The organism is Glycomyces sp. NPDC050141, from assembly GCF_055586545.1.
The window spans coordinates 13,892-28,934 of sequence record NZ_JBVJHZ010000027.1 but is presented as its reverse complement, the minus strand read 5'-3'; the positions used below and the strand labels follow the sequence as shown (position 1 = coordinate 28,934).

Here is a 15,043-nt window from a genome sequence, read left to right as displayed (position 1 = left end):
TCGTTTCAATCCATCGATTAACGGACAAGGCGGTCTTCCATGCAGCGGAAGCGCACCACCCTCATGGCCGCGACCGGCGCGATCGGCCTCGCCGCCGCCGCGCTCGCGGCCTTCGCCCCGGCGGCCCTCGCCGACCCCGGCAGCGGGAACGGGCAGGGCAACGCCCACGGCCACGAGCGCCAGGACTGCGACCTCGAGGCGCCCGCCGCGATCGGCGGCGACCTCGGCGCGCACGACCCGGGCCTCTTCGCGCCCTGCACCGAAGGCGACCCCTGGTACGTCTTCGCGACCGGCTGGGGCCCCCTCGGCGACGGCAACGTCACCATCCGCTCCTCCCACGACGACGGCGCCACCTGGAACTACGTCGACACCGTGTGGGACACCAAGCCCCAGTGGCTCAAGGACGCCGTCCCCGGCGTCGACAACATCTGGGCGCCCGAGATCTACTTCGACGAAGCGCAGGACCGGTACTACCTGTACTACTCGGCCTCGACCTTCGGCAAGCAGCGCTCGGTCATCGCCCTCGCCACCAACGAGACCCTCGACCCGGCCGACGACGACTACGAGTGGGTCGACGAGGGCCTCGTCTGGGAGTCCAACCCCGGCGACCCGTACAACGCGATCGACCCGACGATCCTCGAAGCCGACGGCAGGCACTACATGGCCTACGGCTCCTGGTGGAACGGCATCTACATGCTCGAACTCGACTGGCCCTCAGGCAAAGTGGAAAGCGGCGCGACCGCCGTCCACGTCGCCGGTCGCGGCGGCGCGGGCATCGAGGCGCCGGTGCTGACCGAGCACGGCGGCTACTACTACCTCTTCACCTCGTGGGACATCTGCTGCGCGGGCGCGAACTCGACGTACAACATCCGCGTCGGCCGCTCCACCTCGCCGACAGGTCCCTTCACGGACGCGAACGGGGTCGCCCTCACCGACGGCGGCGGCACCCTCGTCCTCGGCGCCCACGGCGGCTACGTGGCCACCGGCGGCCAGTCGATCTCGAACGGCCTCATGGCCTACCACTCCTACCACGAGGACGGCCACTTCGACCTCGGCGTCGAGGAGATCGAATGGAACGCCCAGGGATGGCCGGTCTTGGACGGCGTCTAGGACCGCAAGTGCGGTTCGGACGGCCGGTAACGCGCGACTAGGGCCTGTCCTGCGAATCAGGGAGCGGCGGTATCCGAGTCCGTTTGTTCGCTCGCAAGGCGGAAGGCCCTTCGAATACCGGTGTTGTATTCGGAGGGCCGACAACGCAGCGAGCGGGCAAACGGGCCGGATAACGACCGGTCTGATTCGCAGGACAGGCCCTAGCGCTGCGGCCCGCCCGGATCGGACCGCAGCCGTGAAGCGGGGCCGCGATCCAATGGATCGCGGCCCCGTCTTCGCTTGCGTCCCTACGCGTAAGGGTCGTCGTCGATGGCGCGGATGCCCCAGATCTCCTCGTCCTCTTCGAGCCAGTCGCGGTGCTCGCCCTCGGGCTGCTGGTCGCCGCCCATGCCGCGGCCGCCGCCGCCACCGCCCATGCCGCCCATCATGCCGCCCATGCCGCGGCCGCCGCCCGATCCGCCCGCCGCACCGGAACCGCCGCCCTCCAATGTGGAAGAAGCCGGGCCGACCGGGAACGCACCGCCGCTGCCGAGCGTGCTCCCGCCGCTGGCGAGACCACCGCTCACGTCACCAGGCGGCACGAGGCCGCCGCCCCCACCGCCGCCGCCAGCGCCTTCCGGCGAGGGCGGCGGGTCGCCGGGTTTGAACCCGCCCGTGCCCGCGTCCAGGCCCCCGTACGAGTCCCCGTACATGTCCGAGGCCTCCCGGAAGCTCGACGTGCTCGACGGCTGGGCCTCCGGCGTGAACGTCGCCGCCGACTCCTCGGCGTTCTCCCAGCGGTTGATGACGTCCTCGTTGGCGACCCGCGACCGCGAGTCGTAGTCCTCCATGCCGTCGGCCATGTCGCCGCCGATCTGGTCGTTCGCGTCGGCCTGCGCCCACGCCGCGGCCTGCTCCCTGGTGGGCGGCGGCTTCTCGTTCTTGAACTTGTCCATGTAGTACTGGGTCTGGTTCTCGACGTAGTTGCGCGTCTCGCGCAGGTAGTCGCTGTCGAACCCGCCGAGCTCCAGCAGCGAGCCGATCAGGCCGCCCGAGTGCCCGCACCCGTCGGTCACGTCGCACTGGCCGTTGCGGAACGGCGGCCGCACATGCACGTACGGATCGGTGTACATCACCGCGTGGTCGGAGATCCAGTACAGCGGCGCGGGGTACGGCAGCTCGCCGGACGAGCCGCCCTGGAGGCCGTAGAACTCGTCGGCCTTCTGCTCGAGCAGGCCCACGGCGCCCGTGGTGAGGTCGCCGATGTCGTCGCAGACGGACGCGCAGTTGCCCATCACGACCTCGACCTGCTCGGCGAACGCGTCGAAGTCGTTGCCCTGCCAGTGCTCCGAGAGCGTGCGCAGTCCGGACTTGAGCATCGGCGCGATCCCGGTAGTGGGGTCGGTGTCGAAGCCGTCCTTGAACGTCTGCCAGGCCGTGCTGATCGCCCTGAGCGCGTACTTGTCCGGGTTGTCGGGCCGCACCTGGTCCACGAGGTACTGGATGGCCTCCTGGCTCGGCGCGGCCGTGCCGGTGGGGACTACCGTGAGGTTGTTGACCTGCCCGGCCTCGGGGATCGCCGAGACCAGCTTGATCCAGGCGCGCTCGGCGGGGTTGTCGCGGTTCTCGCAGGTGGCGTGCGGGCACGGTGCGCCGGAGAGGAACACGGCGTCGGCGTCCAGGCGCTGGTACTCGAAGTCGACGGAGTTGTCGGGCGCCGCACCGCTGTCCCACTCCTCGCGAACGTAGGGCTGCTTGCCGCCCTTGTCGTCGTCGTCCTGGTCGTGCTTGCCGCCGTCGTCTTCCTCGTCCTCCGCTTCCTCGTCGTCTTCGTCCCCGTCGTCGTCATCCGAGTCGTCGTCCTGTTCGGAGCCGTCCTCGTCAGAGTCCTCGTCGGCGTCGTCATCCTCGTCGGAGCCGTCGTCTTCGGCGTCCTCGTCGTCCGCGTCGGGGTCGTCACCGTCGCCGTCGTCGGCGGGCTCGCCGCCCGCGTCGGGGTCGGCGGGGGCGTCGGCCGGGGGTTCGGCCGGTGCGTCGGCGGGTTCCTGGCCGCCGGCCGCGTCCTGGGCGGGCTCCGGTTCGAGGCCGCCGTCGGGGCCGAGCTCGTCGTCGTAGTTCGGCGAGTCGCCGAGGTCCGGGTCCTGCGTCTGGTCCGGATGCTGCTGCTGCGTATCGGACATGGCGATCAGTCCTGAGCCCGCGACACGTCGACGGCGGAGGTCGCGTCGTCGGTGACGGCGCGCTCGGCGACACCGTCGAGCGTGGCGATGATGCCGTTCAGGTCCGCCCGCAGGTCCTGGAGGTTGGTCCAGGTCTGGCGGTGGAACTCGCTATAGGCCTCGCGCGCGGCCAGCGCGCTGTCGAGCAGCCCGAATCCGGGTTCGACGCCCAGTTCGCTGCCGTTGCGCAGCTGATCGATGAGGGTTTCGAGATAGTCCAAGCGGCCCTGGGCGAGCTCGCGGAACACCGCGAGGGCTTCGGGATCGACGGAGCGATCGGACACGGGGTCACACTCCAAGAGGGAAGGTTAGGTCCAAAGCGAACTCAATTCTAACCACCCAGAGCAATACCCTGGGTACTAAGAGTTGCGGCATTTGTCCCGATAGGACCTTTCTCGAACCCCGCAAAGAATGGTAAGTTTTCCTTATTCGATCGCATTGTTCGTTGATCATTTCGGATGCGATATTCACTGATTCACCAGGAAGCGCATCCGACACTCTGTCAACTTCGGACACAGGAAAAAGGGCGGGCCCGCACCGCGGACCCGCCCTGAACGACTAGAAAAAGCGCTACACCTTGATCAGGCGTCGACCCGCTCGGGGACCGGCTCCGAATCGCGCAGGTTCTCCGGCGGCGGGGCCACGAACTTGTAGCCGACCTGCCGCACCGTGCCGATCATCGACTCGTACTCGCTGCCGAGCTTCGCGCGCAGGCGACGCACGTGGACGTCGACGGTTCGGGTGCCGCCGAAGTAGTCGTAGCCCCACACCTCCCGCAGCAGCTGCTCGCGGGTGAAGACCCGGCCCGGGTGCTGGGCGAGGAAGCGCAGCAGCTCGAACTCCTTGTACGTGAGGTCGAGCGGCGTGCCCTTGAGCTTCGCGGCGTACGTGTCCGGGTCCACTGTGAGGTCCCCCGCGCGGATCACGGCCGGGCCCGCGGCCGTGGCCGCGTTCGGCTTGCCCGTGGCCAGACGCAGCCGCGCCTCGACCTCGGCCGGGCCGGACGAGGCGAGCAGGAAGTCGTCCACGCCCCAGTCGGCCTGCAGCGCGGCCAGGCCCGCCTCGGTGACGATGGCGTACAGCGGCACGGTCAGACCGGTGGCCTGCAGGACGCGGCAGGTGGCGCGGGCGTCGGCGAGGTCCGACCTCGCATCGACCATGACCGCGTCCGGGCTCGGTCCGCTCAGCAGCGCCCGCACGTCCCGGCCGGCGTAGCGCGCGCGGTGGGGCAGCAGTTCCAGCGAGGGCAGGATCGACTCAGGGGACTCCGGAACGGGGTTGGAAGTGAGGATAAGGATTTCCACAGCAGTCCTCCGCTGGTTGGTGAGCACACGCGACTATCGCTCTTCCCGGCTTCGGCGGCGGGCGGGCTTACATGCGGTAGGTGGAGTCCTGGCCAAGTGTAAACGGTCACCACTCAAAAGACCAGCGTCACCACCGTGAAACCTCACCATGCGGGACGCCGCCCCGAGAGCACTCCGCCAAGCCGCGTTCACCGCGCCGACACGGCCCGGTCACGATCTTGTGCCGCACTGTTGGCCCGCAGCCGAATCCGGGGACCGGCCGGACCCCCTCCGCGTACCCGACCCGAGCAGCAGCACACACCGCGTCCACATGATGGGACGATGCGGCGGTTCGCGGCACCGGCGCCGCACGGCCGGACGCGGCGGCACCCCGCGTAACCGGCGACCGTCCGCAAGGGTGACTCATGGCGAAGGACGCGAGCCGGGATTTCCTGCTGCCGTAGGCTGTGGACGTGTCGTACAGCCGACCCGACGAGACCTGGGGCTACGAACCCCCCGAGGCGACCGGCGCCAGCGAGGGCCCCGCCTGGGGCGACGCCTACGCCGGAAACGCCGCCGACGGGCGCCCGGACGCGCCCCCCAGCCGCACCGAGCGCCGCCGCGCCGCCGCCCGCTCCGGCGACACCGGAGCGCACCCCACCGGCTCCTACCGGACCACCGGCGCCGACGGCAAGGAGGACCACACCCTCCCGCCGCCCAGCCCCGCGCTCCTCCACCGGCTCCCCGCCATCGCCGTCACCATCGTCATCAGCGCCGGGCTCGTCCTCGGCGCCCAGATGGAACGCCCCGTCTACGCCGCCGGGATCGCCGTCCTCCAGCTCGCCACCGTCGCCCTCGTGACCTGGGTGCGCAAGATCGACGGCGCCTGGGTGCCCCTCGCCGTCGCCTCGGCCCTCGCGATCGGCGCCGACGCGGCCGCCGTCGCCTGGACGCCCGTGTCGCTCGTGCCGGTCACCGTGCTCCTCGCGCTGGCCTTCGGCGCCGCCGTCGCCGCCCAGCTCATCCGCCGCACCCACGTCGGCGTCACCGAGAACCTCGGGTTCACGATGCTCCTCGGCGTCGCCGTCTGCGGGTACGCCTGCTACATCGCGCTGTCGCGGCTCGGCTCCGCGCCGCCCGCCATGTACTCCGCGGTCGTCGCGGCCGGGACCGCGATCCTCGCCGCCCGCGCCGTCGACCTCGTCATGCCCGACCCGCGCATCAACCGGCAGGTGGCGCGCGGCGCGTTCGGCATCGTCATCGGCACCATGTGCGGCACCGCGTCCGCCGCGTACGCCGGGCTCGTCATCGAAGGCCCCGAACCGTCCCACGCCGCGATCGGCGGGCTCCTCATCGCACTCACCGCGGTCCTCGCCGACCTCGCGTGCGGGTACATGGCCGCCTCGCGGCGCATCGACGGCGCAGGCGCCGCCCCGAACCCCGTGCTCAGCGCCGCCGGGCCGCTCCTCGCGTTCGCCGTCACCGGCCCCGTCGTGTACCTGTTGTCGGCCTATTACATGATCGACTGACGCACCCCGTCCGCCGACTGGCGACCCTCCGCCAGGTCAAGCACAGGAGCCACCCTGGTGAAGATCCTCCGCCGCCTCCTCATCGCCCTCGTCATCGTCACCGCACTCGTCGCCCTCGGCGACCGGGTCGCGAACGCCCTGGTCGAACGGCGCATCGCTACCGAGGTCGCGAACACCGCCGCCGAGAACGGCGCGTACTCCGAACGGGAACCCGACGTGAAGGTCCACGGCTGGCCGTTCCTCACCCAGGCCTGGACCGGCGACTTCGAGCAGATCGACATCACCCTCGAAGACGTCGGCTCCAACGGGCTCACCTTCCCCACGCTCGAACTCGTCGCGCACGACGTCCACGCCGACTGGCGCGAGCTCAGCGACGGCGGCGACGCCGTCGCGAGCACCCTCGACGTCAGCGGCTCGGTCTCGGTCGACTCGATCGAGGCGATCATGGCCGAGCAGACCGGCTACGACCTGCAGATCGACGAGGACGGCTCCGCGTCGCTCATCGGCTCGCAGGAGCTCATGGGCGTCGAGGTCGAGATCGAGGCCACCGGCCAGTTCGAGTTCGGCGAGAACACGCTCACGTTCACTCCCGACGCCGTCGAAGCCCTCACCGAGGGCCTGCCGCCGCAGGTGCAGCCGATGGTCGACCAGGCCGCCTCCGATTTCGCCTCCACCGTCGCCCTGCCCGAACTGCCCTATGGGATCGAGCTCTCCGAGATCGAGTTCGACGGCGACGTCGTCACCGTCTCCGGCACCGCGAAAGACGTCGTCCTCACCTGATCCACCTGCGCTTTCGGGGCCCGTCCGCCGCGTGCGCGGGCGGGCACCCGGCGGCACCGCGTCGTAGCTCTGGGTCTTCGTCACAGTCCGCATCGCGAGAACGGGTATGGCCCCGGCCCGGGAAGTCTGCTAGCGTTCCTGCCATGCGCAAGCCGATGCTCACCAAGCGGCGCGCGATCGACTACTGCACGATCGCGGCCACGCTCTGTCGAATGCCTTAGGCGACTCGCCCGGCCCCCGAGGCCCGGAGGCAGTCGCCGCATTGCGGCCCAGCGTGCGCGAACTACAGAGCAAGGCTTGCGAACCACATAGACCCGAACCCCGCTTGCGAACAGCGGACCTCCCCGGGCGTGGTATCGAATCGGCTTGAATCCCGGACAACATCGCGTCCCGGAAACACCCTGCTCAGCTGCGAATCGCAGCATTCCGCCCCGCTCGCTCCACGTACTGGGCACGCTCTCGGACAAGAACTCAGGTCATTTCATTTACGTTCAGGAGAGAACAAGCCATGGCTCGTGAAGACGTGCTGGTCACCGCCGAATGGGCGGAAGAGAACCTCGACACCCCCGGAGTCGTGTTCGTCGAGGTCGACGAAGACGCCTCCGCCTACGACTACGGCCACATCAAGGGCGCGGTGAAGATCGACTGGAAGGACGACCTCCAGGACCCGATCCGCCGCGACTTCGTCAACCAGGAGCAGTTCTCGCAGCTCCTTTCCGAGCGCGGGATCTCGAACGACGACACCGTCGTCCTCTACGGCGGCAACAACAACTGGTTCGCGGCCTACGCGTACTGGTACTTCAAGCTGTACGGCCACGAGGACGTCAAGCTCCTCGACGGCGGCCGCAAGAAGTGGGAGCTCGACGCCCGCGACGTGACCGCCGAGGTCGTCAAGCGCGAGGCCACCGCCTACGTCGCCAAGCCGCTCGACTGGGACCTGCGCGCCAAGCGCGACGAGGTCGAGGCCGCCATCGGCGTCAAGAACCTCATCGACGTGCGCTCCCCCGACGAGTACGCCGGCCGCCTCCTGGCCCCGGCCCACCTCCCGCAGGAGCAGTCACAGCGCGCCGGCCACATCCCGACCGCGCTCAGCGTGCCGTGGAGCAAGGCCGCCAACGAGGACGGGACCTTCAAGTCCGAGGCCGAGCTGCGCGAGCTCTACGTCGGCGAGGCCGGCCTGGACGAGGGCAAGTCGACGATCGCGTACTGCCGCATCGGCGAGCGCTCCAGCCACACCTGGTTCGCGCTCCGCGAGCTCCTCGGCTACACCGATGTCAAGAACTACGACGGCTCCTGGACCGAGTACGGCTCGCTGGTCGGCGTGCCGATCGCCCTCGGCGACGAGCCCGGCACCAAGTAACACCGGCGACGGTACTGAGAGGAAACACCATGTCTGACAGCTGCGCTGCACCCGACCAGGACGCGGCCCTGCCGGCGTCGGTCGACATCGAGAAGGAGACCGTGCTCACGGGCACCGTCGTGAACGACGAGGGCGAACTCGTGCAGGGCGCGTACGTGCGCCTGCTCGACGGCTCCGGCGAGTTCACCGCCGAGGTCGTGACCGGTGAGGGCGGGCAGTTCCGCTTCTTCGCCGCCCCCGGCAAGTGGACGCTCCGCGCGCTCTCGCGCTACGGCGACGCCACCGGCGAGGTCGAGGCCGCGCGCGGTCTCAACGAGACCAAGCTCGCCGTGAGCCGCTAGACGCTCACCCCGAGACCGACCGGGGCGATTCAGCTCGTATCCCAGTCTGAGAGGCGGGGCCACTTCGGTGGCCCCGCCTTTTGCGTACCCGCAGAACGGGACCGACGCCGAGGGCCCGGCCGCGTTCGCGGCCGGGCCCTGTCGGTCGTCGGGTGCTAGCTGACCTGGAAGGAGCTGGCGCGGTTGGCCCAGCCACCCGCGGCGGTGTTGAGGTTGGCGAGGTTGTCGATCCACGTCGACGAGGAGCCATTCACTTCGGCCCCGTCGAAGAGCTTCACGTCGCACGAGTTGTAGGTGTGCGCGGAGCTGGCGCGGTTGCTCCAGCCCGCCGCGGCGAGGTTGACGACGCTGAACTCGATCGGTGTGTACGCGGCGCTGCAGGTGTAGCTGCCGTCCACGGTGAAGGTGAAGGTGCCGTTGCCGGTCCCGTAGTTGGCGTCGTCGTACAGGCGCACCAGGGTGCTGGTGGCCTGGATGCCGACCGAGTCCGCGGCGAGGGCCGCCTCGGGGGTGTCCGAGCAGGTGAGTTCGTCGCGGGTGACGTTGTAGACGCAGTGGTCGCCGGTCTCCGCCGCCTGAGCGGAGGCGGGTGCGAGCGTCATGACGCCGACGGCGGCGGCGAAGGAGGCCGCCACCGCGTACGCGGCGCGCTTGCGGTCGAAGGAGCCGAGGTGTTTCCAGTTGAGTTTGCCCATGTCCGAACCCTATGTGGCACATGGGATATGAAAGCAACCTCAGGTCGCATACGCGGCGTATACGATGGAGCGACGCCTCGTCGCAAACGCTTGCAGACGTATCCCGTCGGCCGAAGGAGTCCCCTATGGAGTTCCGGATGCTAGGACCGCTTGAAGTGCTCATCGACGGGGTTCCCGTCTATCTCGGAGGCAGCCGCCAGCAGACCGTACTGGGGGTGCTGCTCGCCAATGCGGGCCGGCCGCTGCCGCGCCCGCGGCTGGGGAGCCTGGTCTGGAACGACCCCCCGCCCTCGGCCGGGCCGAACCTGCGTACCTACCTGCGCCGCTTGAAGAACGCGCTCACCGACCCGCTTTCACTGGAGTCGCGGCTGGTCGCCGACCGGCGCCAGGTGACACTCCGGACCGAACCGGGCGAGGTCGACCGGGACGTGTTCGACAGCTGGTGCCGCGAGGCGGATAGAGCGCGCAAGGCGGGCGACGCGGCCGCCGCCGCGGGCCTGTACGACCGGGCGCTGCGGCTGTGGCGCGGCAATCCCCTGGAGGGCCTCGACATCGACAATCCGCTGTACGCCACCACTGTGGAGCTCACCGAGCGGCGGTACTCGGTCGAGTCGCAGCGGTGGGCGCTGCTGGTCGAAACCGGCGACTTCCGCGCGGCCATCGGCGAACTGCGCGCGGCACTGGTCGCGAACCCGTTCCGCGAACGGCTCACCGAGCTGCTGATGCTCGCGCTCTACAAGGACCACCGGCGCTGGGAAGCGCTCCAGGTCTTCGCGGAGACGCGCGACCGCATGGTCGACTCGCTCGGCATGGAACCGGGGCCGGATCTCCAACGCACCCACCGGCGAATCCTCGAGGACGACCTCGCGCTCTGACCGGGGCCTTCCGGTGGTTCGCTACTGGTCGGCCGGGGTTCGGTACCTCGCCGTCTTGGTGGCCGGGTCGTAGAAGCCCGCCGGGGTGCGGAGGGCGACGTTGATGCGGTTCCAGGCGTTGATCTGGGCGCACATCGCGACCAGGGCGGCGATCTGCTCGTCGTCGTAGTGCTTGCGCACCAGCTGCCACGTCTCCTCGGTGACACCGTGCGGATTGTCCGCGATGCGGGCCGACTCCTCCGCCAGCGCGAGCGCGGCGCGTTCGGGTTCAGTGAAGGCCGGGGCTTCGCGCCAGACGGTGACCAGGTTGAGGCGCTCGGGGTCCTCTCCGGCGTGGACGGCGTCCTTGTAGTGCATGTCGACGCAGTAGCCGCAGCCGTTGACCTGGCTGACGCGCAGCTTCAGCAGTTCCATGGTGGCGTGCGGGACCGGGCCGGTGTGGAAGAGCTTCTCGTTGGCGAGCATGTTCTTGTAGTAGTGCTTGGCGAACTCGGTCTCGGTGAAGGCGAGTCGGGGTTCCATGGCGGTTCCTTCCTACTGTTCGGCCTGGGTCGTGCGCAGGCCGGCGAATTTCTGCGGGTTGCGGAGGTAGTCGACGGTGGTGATGCGGCCGTCTTCGATGCCGAGGGCGATGACGCCGTCGACGATGCCGCCGCCCACGGTGATGAGGGCGGGGCTGCCGTTGATGACGATGGGCCGGTGGTCGCGGTCGGCGTACTTGTGGGAGACGCCGATGAGGAAGCGCGCGACCTTGTCGGCGCCGCGGATCGGGTTGCGGGCGGCCCTGACGAGGCCGCCGCCGTCCGAGGTGAGGACCGCTTCGGGATCGAGGAGCCCGAGGAGGCCGTCGAGGTCGCCCGAGCGCGTGGCCCGGGAGAAGGCCTGGACGACGGCGCGGTGCGCCTCGGGGTCGACGTCGAAGCGGGGTTTGCGCTGCTCGACGTGCTCGCGGGCGCGGCTGGCGAGTTTGCGGCAGGCGGCGGGGGTGCGGCCGAGGGCGGCGCCGACTGCATCGAAGGTGAGGCCGAAGACGTCGTGGAGGACGAACGCGGCGCGTTCGGCCGGGCTCAGGGTCTCGAGGACCACGAGCATCGCCCAGGACATGGAGTCGGCGAGGCTCACGGAGTCGGCCGGGTCCGGCGCGGTCTCGACCGGTTCGGGGAGCCACGGGCCGACGTAGGCCTCGCGGCGGGTGCGGGCGGCGCGGAGGACGTCGAGGGCGAGGCGGGAGGTGGTGGTGACGAGCCATCCGGTGAGGTCCTCGATCTGGTCGGGATCGGTGCGCTGCAGGCGTATCCACGCGTCTTGGACGACGTCTTCGGCTTCGGCGACCGAGCCGAGGAGGCCGTAGGCGACGCCGAAGAGGCGGGGGCGGAGTGCTTCGAACTGCGCGGGCGCGGTGCTCGCGGGAGGCGCCTTGGCGGGTGCCTCGGTGTGGTGCGCTTCCTGTCGGTTCATGTGAGGAGGACGGGGCATGGTTCAAGAGTGTGACATCAGATCGCAGATTGTGATGGCGATCTCACTGAAGGCGTAGGGCAGACTGGGGTCGTGTTCTCGAACCTCTCGGCGCGGTGGCGCCGCCGCCTGCGTGTCGCGGTGGTCGTGTGGGCGGTGCTGCTGGTCGCGGTCGCGTTTGCGGGGTCGCGGGCGACGGTGCGCGAGCAGGTCGACGCGGCAGAGGCCCGCGAGGTGCTCGACGGCGTGATCGGCGAGGCCGCGGCGGTGTTCACGGGTGCGGCGGTGCTCGCGGTGGGGCCGTTGACCTGGGAGGCGTGCGACGTGACGCCGGTGCGGCCGGGCCTGTCGCTGGAGCGGACCCTGCAGGTCTCGGGCGCGACCGAGGCGGACGTGGAGGCGCTGGCCGAGCGGTTCGCGTTGCAGGTCTTGACGGACGAGCCCGACGGGGTGTCGTGGTCGGGCGAGACCGCGGACTTCATCGGGGTGCGCGTCGCCGCCCCGGCGGCCGACCCGCCGGGCGGGCGCTGGTCGGAGCCCGTTGCGGTGCAGGCGGTCAGCGGCTGCAGGCCGTCTGAGGGCCCGGTGGGCGCGTTCGCGCCCGAGCCCCCGGCCGAGGCGACCGCGGACTGGGCGTACGGCTCGGTCGGCTGCCCCGGCGGGGAGACCCTGTCGAGCTGGACGGAGCCCGTGGAGGCGCAGCCGATGCGGGTCCACGAGACCACCGGCGGCTGCGCCTGACGCCGTTGACGGTGCGCTGCGTTAGAGTGAGCGGGCCTTCACGCCATCCCTCGAAGGAGACCCCCCGTGAGTTATCAGCAGCCGCAATGGCAGCCCGGTCAGCAGCAGTTCCAGCAGCGGGCCCCGTACCCGCAGCAGCCGCCGCCGCAGGCCCCGCCTCAGTATGCGCCCCAGGCGTATCAGCAGCATCCCGCGCCGCACCACCCCCAGCAGCCGCAGGTCTACACCGGACCGCTGCCCGGCGGCGACCCGAAGGCGCAGGCGTGGAAGAACTACGGCATGCAGTGGCTGCTCGGCCTGGGCTTCCTCGCCGTCATCGGCGTCATCGCGGTCGTCTACAACCTCGCCACCGGCGAGTGGTGACGCCCGCTCACTTGTCGATGTCGCCGACCACGAAGAACATCGAGCCGAGGATCGCGATCATGTCCGGGATCAGGCACCCGGTCATGAGCGTGGCGAGGGCCTGCACGTTCGCGTAGGACGCGGTGCGCAGCTTCAGCCGCCACGGCGTCTTCTCGCCCCGGCTCACCAGGTAGTAGCCGTTGGCGCCCAACGGGTTCTCGGTCCACACGTACGTCTCGCCCGCGGGCGGCTTGAAGATCTTCGGCTGCTTGGTGTTCACCGGCCCGGGGGTCAGCGACGCCTGCTCCAGGCACTGCCGCGCCAGGTCGATCGAGACCTGCACCTGGTCGAGCATGCAGATGAACCGGGCGTAGCAGTCGCCTTCGGAGCGGAGCACGACCGGGACGTCCAGCTGGTCGTACGCGAGGTACGGCTCGTCCCGGCGCAGGTCGAAGTCGAGGCCGCTGGCGCGCGCGACCGGGCCCGTGACGCCGTACGCGGCCGCCGTCGCGGCGTCGAGCACCCCGACGCCCTTGGTGCGGGCCGCGAAGATCTCGTTGTGCCGCAGCAGTTTGTCGAGCCGGACCATGCCGGTCTCGACCTCGTCGAGCGCCCGGTGCGCCCGGCCCTCCCATCCGGAGGGCACGTCGGCTTTCAGGCCGCCCACGCAGTTGTACATGTAGTGGATGCGGCCCCCGCTGGCCTCCTCGAAGACGTGCTGCAGCCGTTCGCGTTCGGTGAACGCGTAGAACATCGGGGTGATCGCGCCGATCTCGAGCGGGTACGAGCCGAGGAACATGAGGTGGTTGAGCACCCGGTTCATCTCGGCCAGCGCCATGCGCAGCCACACGGCGCGCTCGGGCACCTCGACGCCCGCGAGTCGTTCGGCGGCGAGGGCGACGCCGAGTTCGGAGGAGAACGCCGAGAGCCAGTCGTGGCGGTTGGCCAGGAGCATGATCTGGCGGAAGTCGCGCACTTCGTAGAGTTTCTCGGCGCCGCGGTGCATGTAGCCGATGATCGGCTCGCATTCGGTGACGCGTTCGCCGTCGACGCGCAGCCTGAGGCGCAGCACGCCGTGCGTGGACGGGTGCTGCGGGCCGATGTTGAGGACCATGTCGGCGGCTTCGGTGCCCGCTCCGACGCCGACGATCACTTGCTCCCGCTCGCTCACGGTCCCATCGTCGCAGCTTCGGGGCGTCCGGGGAAGGGTCGCCACGGCGAAGATCGCTGGCCGTAGGTTTCTATGGCGTCGGTGGCGGGGTGCTGGCATCCTTGAGAGGCCCGACGATGGAGGTGTCGCCGAATGGACCGCGATCAGATGCGTGCGTCAGAGTCCGACCGCCAGGTCGTGATGGAGCGGCTGCGGCAGGCGGTCGAGGAAGGGCGCCTGGACGTGCCCGAGTACCAGGAGCGCATCGACGCGGCCATGCAGGCGAAGGTGTACTCGGAACTTGACGTCCTGCTCGCGGATCTCCAGCAGCTGCCGCCTCCCGGTTTCGATGCGGCGGTGGAGCCGACGGCGGTGATGCCGGCGGCGTCGTTGTCGAAGGCGAACCAGCAGTTGCGCGACAACGCGAACGAGGGTTCGCGGAAGTGGAAGATCGCGGGTGTCGCGGTGGGGATCGCGGCCGTGCTGGCGCTGGTCATGTTCGCGATCGCGCCGGAGATCTTCCTGTACATCGCGATCGGGGTGCTGGTGATCCTGGTGCTGTTCGTGGTCGCGGCCGTCGCCGGTCTCTTCTAGATGGCCGACCACCTCGCCGGGATGCGGCGCAAGGTCGCGCTGCTGCGCGAGCTCGACGCGGTCGCGGAGCATCGGCGCCGGTGGGAGGACGCGGACGAGGACCCGCCTTACGCCACTTACGAGGTCGTGGAGCTCGACGCGGGCACTGAGCCTGAACGGGACTGGCCGGGCGGCCTCGGCGACTGGTTCCGTACGGCCGCGTCCGGGAGTTTCGGGCTCGTGGCGATGCGCCGGGAGGAGCAGGTGCGGCCGCAGTCGGCGGTCGACTCGCTCGGCGAGCCGATCGACGACCGGACGTGGCTGCGCATCGGCGATGTCGGCGCTGAGGACGCGGTCCTCATGGACGCCGATTCCGGTGAGGTCGTCGTCTACTTCGACCGGTATTTCAAGTACCGCTGGGCGTCTCCGGTGATGCTGCGCAGGCCGGACGTCCCGGCGTTCATCGACACGGTCGCGCTCGGCGAGGGGCACCGCGAGCTGCTCGGTCCCACGGGCGACAACCCCTGGTGGGCGGGCGATCCTTGGTACGCTTACCTGCGCGAAATCGGCCTCATCCCCGGCGAGCACCCCGACTCCCAGTAAGGAAGCAC

At 70.0% G+C, this 15,043-nt stretch carries 17 protein-coding genes; 10 read left to right on the top strand and 7 right to left on the bottom strand.

Features of this window, described 5'->3' with window-relative positions; all coding sequences use genetic code 11:
• Positions 1-39: 39 nt before the first annotated feature.
• A complete protein-coding gene (locus tag ACZ60M_RS16710; RefSeq protein ID WP_465418973.1) occupies positions 40-1,110 on the top strand; it encodes an arabinan endo-1,5-alpha-L-arabinosidase in 1,071 nt (356 codons plus the stop codon).
• 287 nt (positions 1,111-1,397) lie between these two features.
• Here the strand turns inward: ACZ60M_RS16710 and ACZ60M_RS16705 are convergent, their stop codons facing one another.
• The 3 genes from ACZ60M_RS16705 to ACZ60M_RS16695 form a co-directional block, all read right to left on the bottom strand.
• On the bottom strand, positions 1,398-3,269 hold the full coding sequence (locus ACZ60M_RS16705; RefSeq protein ID WP_465418971.1) for a hypothetical protein: 1,872 nt from the start codon (positions 3,267-3,269) through the stop codon (positions 1,398-1,400).
• Positions 3,270-3,274: 5 nt separating this feature from the next.
• The gene (locus ACZ60M_RS16700; protein WP_465418969.1) at positions 3,275-3,592 is read right to left on the bottom strand and encodes a hypothetical protein; all 318 of its coding nucleotides are present in this window, start codon (positions 3,590-3,592) and stop codon (positions 3,275-3,277) included.
• 297 nt (positions 3,593-3,889) lie between these two features.
• Complete coding sequence (locus ACZ60M_RS16695; RefSeq protein WP_392969143.1) at positions 3,890-4,612, bottom strand: winged helix-turn-helix transcriptional regulator; 723 nt, start codon at positions 4,610-4,612, stop codon at positions 3,890-3,892.
• Positions 4,613-5,064: 452 nt separating this feature from the next.
• Here ACZ60M_RS16695 and ACZ60M_RS16690 point away from each other — a divergent pair, with 452 nt between their 5' ends.
• The 4 genes from ACZ60M_RS16690 (at position 5,065) to ACZ60M_RS16675 (ending at position 8,601) form a co-directional block, all read left to right on the top strand.
• Entirely contained in the window at positions 5,065-6,120 is a 1,056-nt protein-coding gene (locus ACZ60M_RS16690; protein ID WP_465418968.1) for a hypothetical protein, read from the top strand.
• A 57-nt stretch (positions 6,121-6,177) separates the two neighbouring features.
• Positions 6,178-6,900: an LmeA family phospholipid-binding protein gene (locus ACZ60M_RS16685; protein ID WP_465418966.1), complete on the top strand. Its 723-nt coding sequence runs from the start codon at positions 6,178-6,180 to the stop codon at positions 6,898-6,900.
• Between the two features lie 508 nt (positions 6,901-7,408).
• Entirely contained in the window at positions 7,409-8,260 is an 852-nt protein-coding gene (locus ACZ60M_RS16680; RefSeq protein ID WP_465418964.1) for a sulfurtransferase, read from the top strand.
• Between the two features lie 29 nt (positions 8,261-8,289).
• Entirely contained in the window at positions 8,290-8,601 is a 312-nt protein-coding gene (locus ACZ60M_RS16675) for a DUF1416 domain-containing protein (RefSeq protein ID WP_465418962.1), read from the top strand.
• A gap of 155 nt (positions 8,602-8,756) precedes the next feature.
• Here the strand turns inward: ACZ60M_RS16675 and ACZ60M_RS16670 are convergent, their stop codons facing one another.
• On the bottom strand, positions 8,757-9,296 hold the full coding sequence (locus tag ACZ60M_RS16670; protein ID WP_465418960.1) for a hypothetical protein: 540 nt from the start codon (positions 9,294-9,296) through the stop codon (positions 8,757-8,759).
• A gap of 125 nt (positions 9,297-9,421) precedes the next feature.
• Here ACZ60M_RS16670 and ACZ60M_RS16665 point away from each other — a divergent pair, with 125 nt between their 5' ends.
• Positions 9,422-10,171, top strand: a complete 750-nt coding sequence (locus ACZ60M_RS16665) for an AfsR/SARP family transcriptional regulator (RefSeq protein ID WP_465418958.1) — start codon at positions 9,422-9,424, stop codon at positions 10,169-10,171.
• Between the two features lie 21 nt (positions 10,172-10,192).
• Here ACZ60M_RS16665 and ACZ60M_RS16660 read toward each other — a convergent pair whose 3' ends face one another.
• On the bottom strand, positions 10,193-10,636 hold the full coding sequence (locus tag ACZ60M_RS16660) for a carboxymuconolactone decarboxylase family protein (protein ID WP_465419078.1): 444 nt from the start codon (positions 10,634-10,636) through the stop codon (positions 10,193-10,195).
• Between the two features lie 69 nt (positions 10,637-10,705).
• Positions 10,706-11,629 carry an RNA polymerase sigma factor SigJ gene (gene sigJ / locus ACZ60M_RS16655; protein ID WP_465418956.1) on the bottom strand — a complete coding sequence of 308 codons (924 nt, stop codon included), beginning with the start codon at positions 11,627-11,629 and terminating at the stop codon, positions 10,706-10,708.
• Positions 11,630-11,719: 90 nt separating this feature from the next.
• On the opposite strand from sigJ, the gene ACZ60M_RS16650 reads away from it, so the two are divergent.
• Positions 11,720-12,367, top strand: a complete 648-nt coding sequence (locus ACZ60M_RS16650) for a hypothetical protein (protein ID WP_465418955.1) — start codon at positions 11,720-11,722, stop codon at positions 12,365-12,367.
• A gap of 66 nt (positions 12,368-12,433) precedes the next feature.
• A complete protein-coding gene (locus ACZ60M_RS16645; RefSeq protein WP_465418953.1) occupies positions 12,434-12,730 on the top strand; it encodes a hypothetical protein in 297 nt (98 codons plus the stop codon).
• A gap of 7 nt (positions 12,731-12,737) precedes the next feature.
• On the opposite strand, the gene ACZ60M_RS16640 is transcribed toward ACZ60M_RS16645, so the two are convergent.
• Entirely contained in the window at positions 12,738-13,823 is a 1,086-nt protein-coding gene (locus tag ACZ60M_RS16640) for an NADH-quinone oxidoreductase subunit D (RefSeq protein WP_465419077.1), read from the bottom strand.
• A gap of 189 nt (positions 13,824-14,012) precedes the next feature.
• Between ACZ60M_RS16640 and ACZ60M_RS16635 the strand changes: the two genes are divergently transcribed.
• Together ACZ60M_RS16635 and ACZ60M_RS16630 are read left to right on the top strand one after the other, a co-directional pair.
• Positions 14,013-14,453, top strand: a complete 441-nt coding sequence (locus tag ACZ60M_RS16635) for a DUF1707 SHOCT-like domain-containing protein (RefSeq protein ID WP_465418951.1) — start codon at positions 14,013-14,015, stop codon at positions 14,451-14,453.
• Positions 14,454-15,035, top strand: coding sequence for a hypothetical protein (locus ACZ60M_RS16630; RefSeq protein ID WP_465418949.1), 582 nt, complete (start codon positions 14,454-14,456; stop codon positions 15,033-15,035). It abuts the gene before it with no gap.
• Positions 15,036-15,043: the final 8 nt, after the last annotated feature.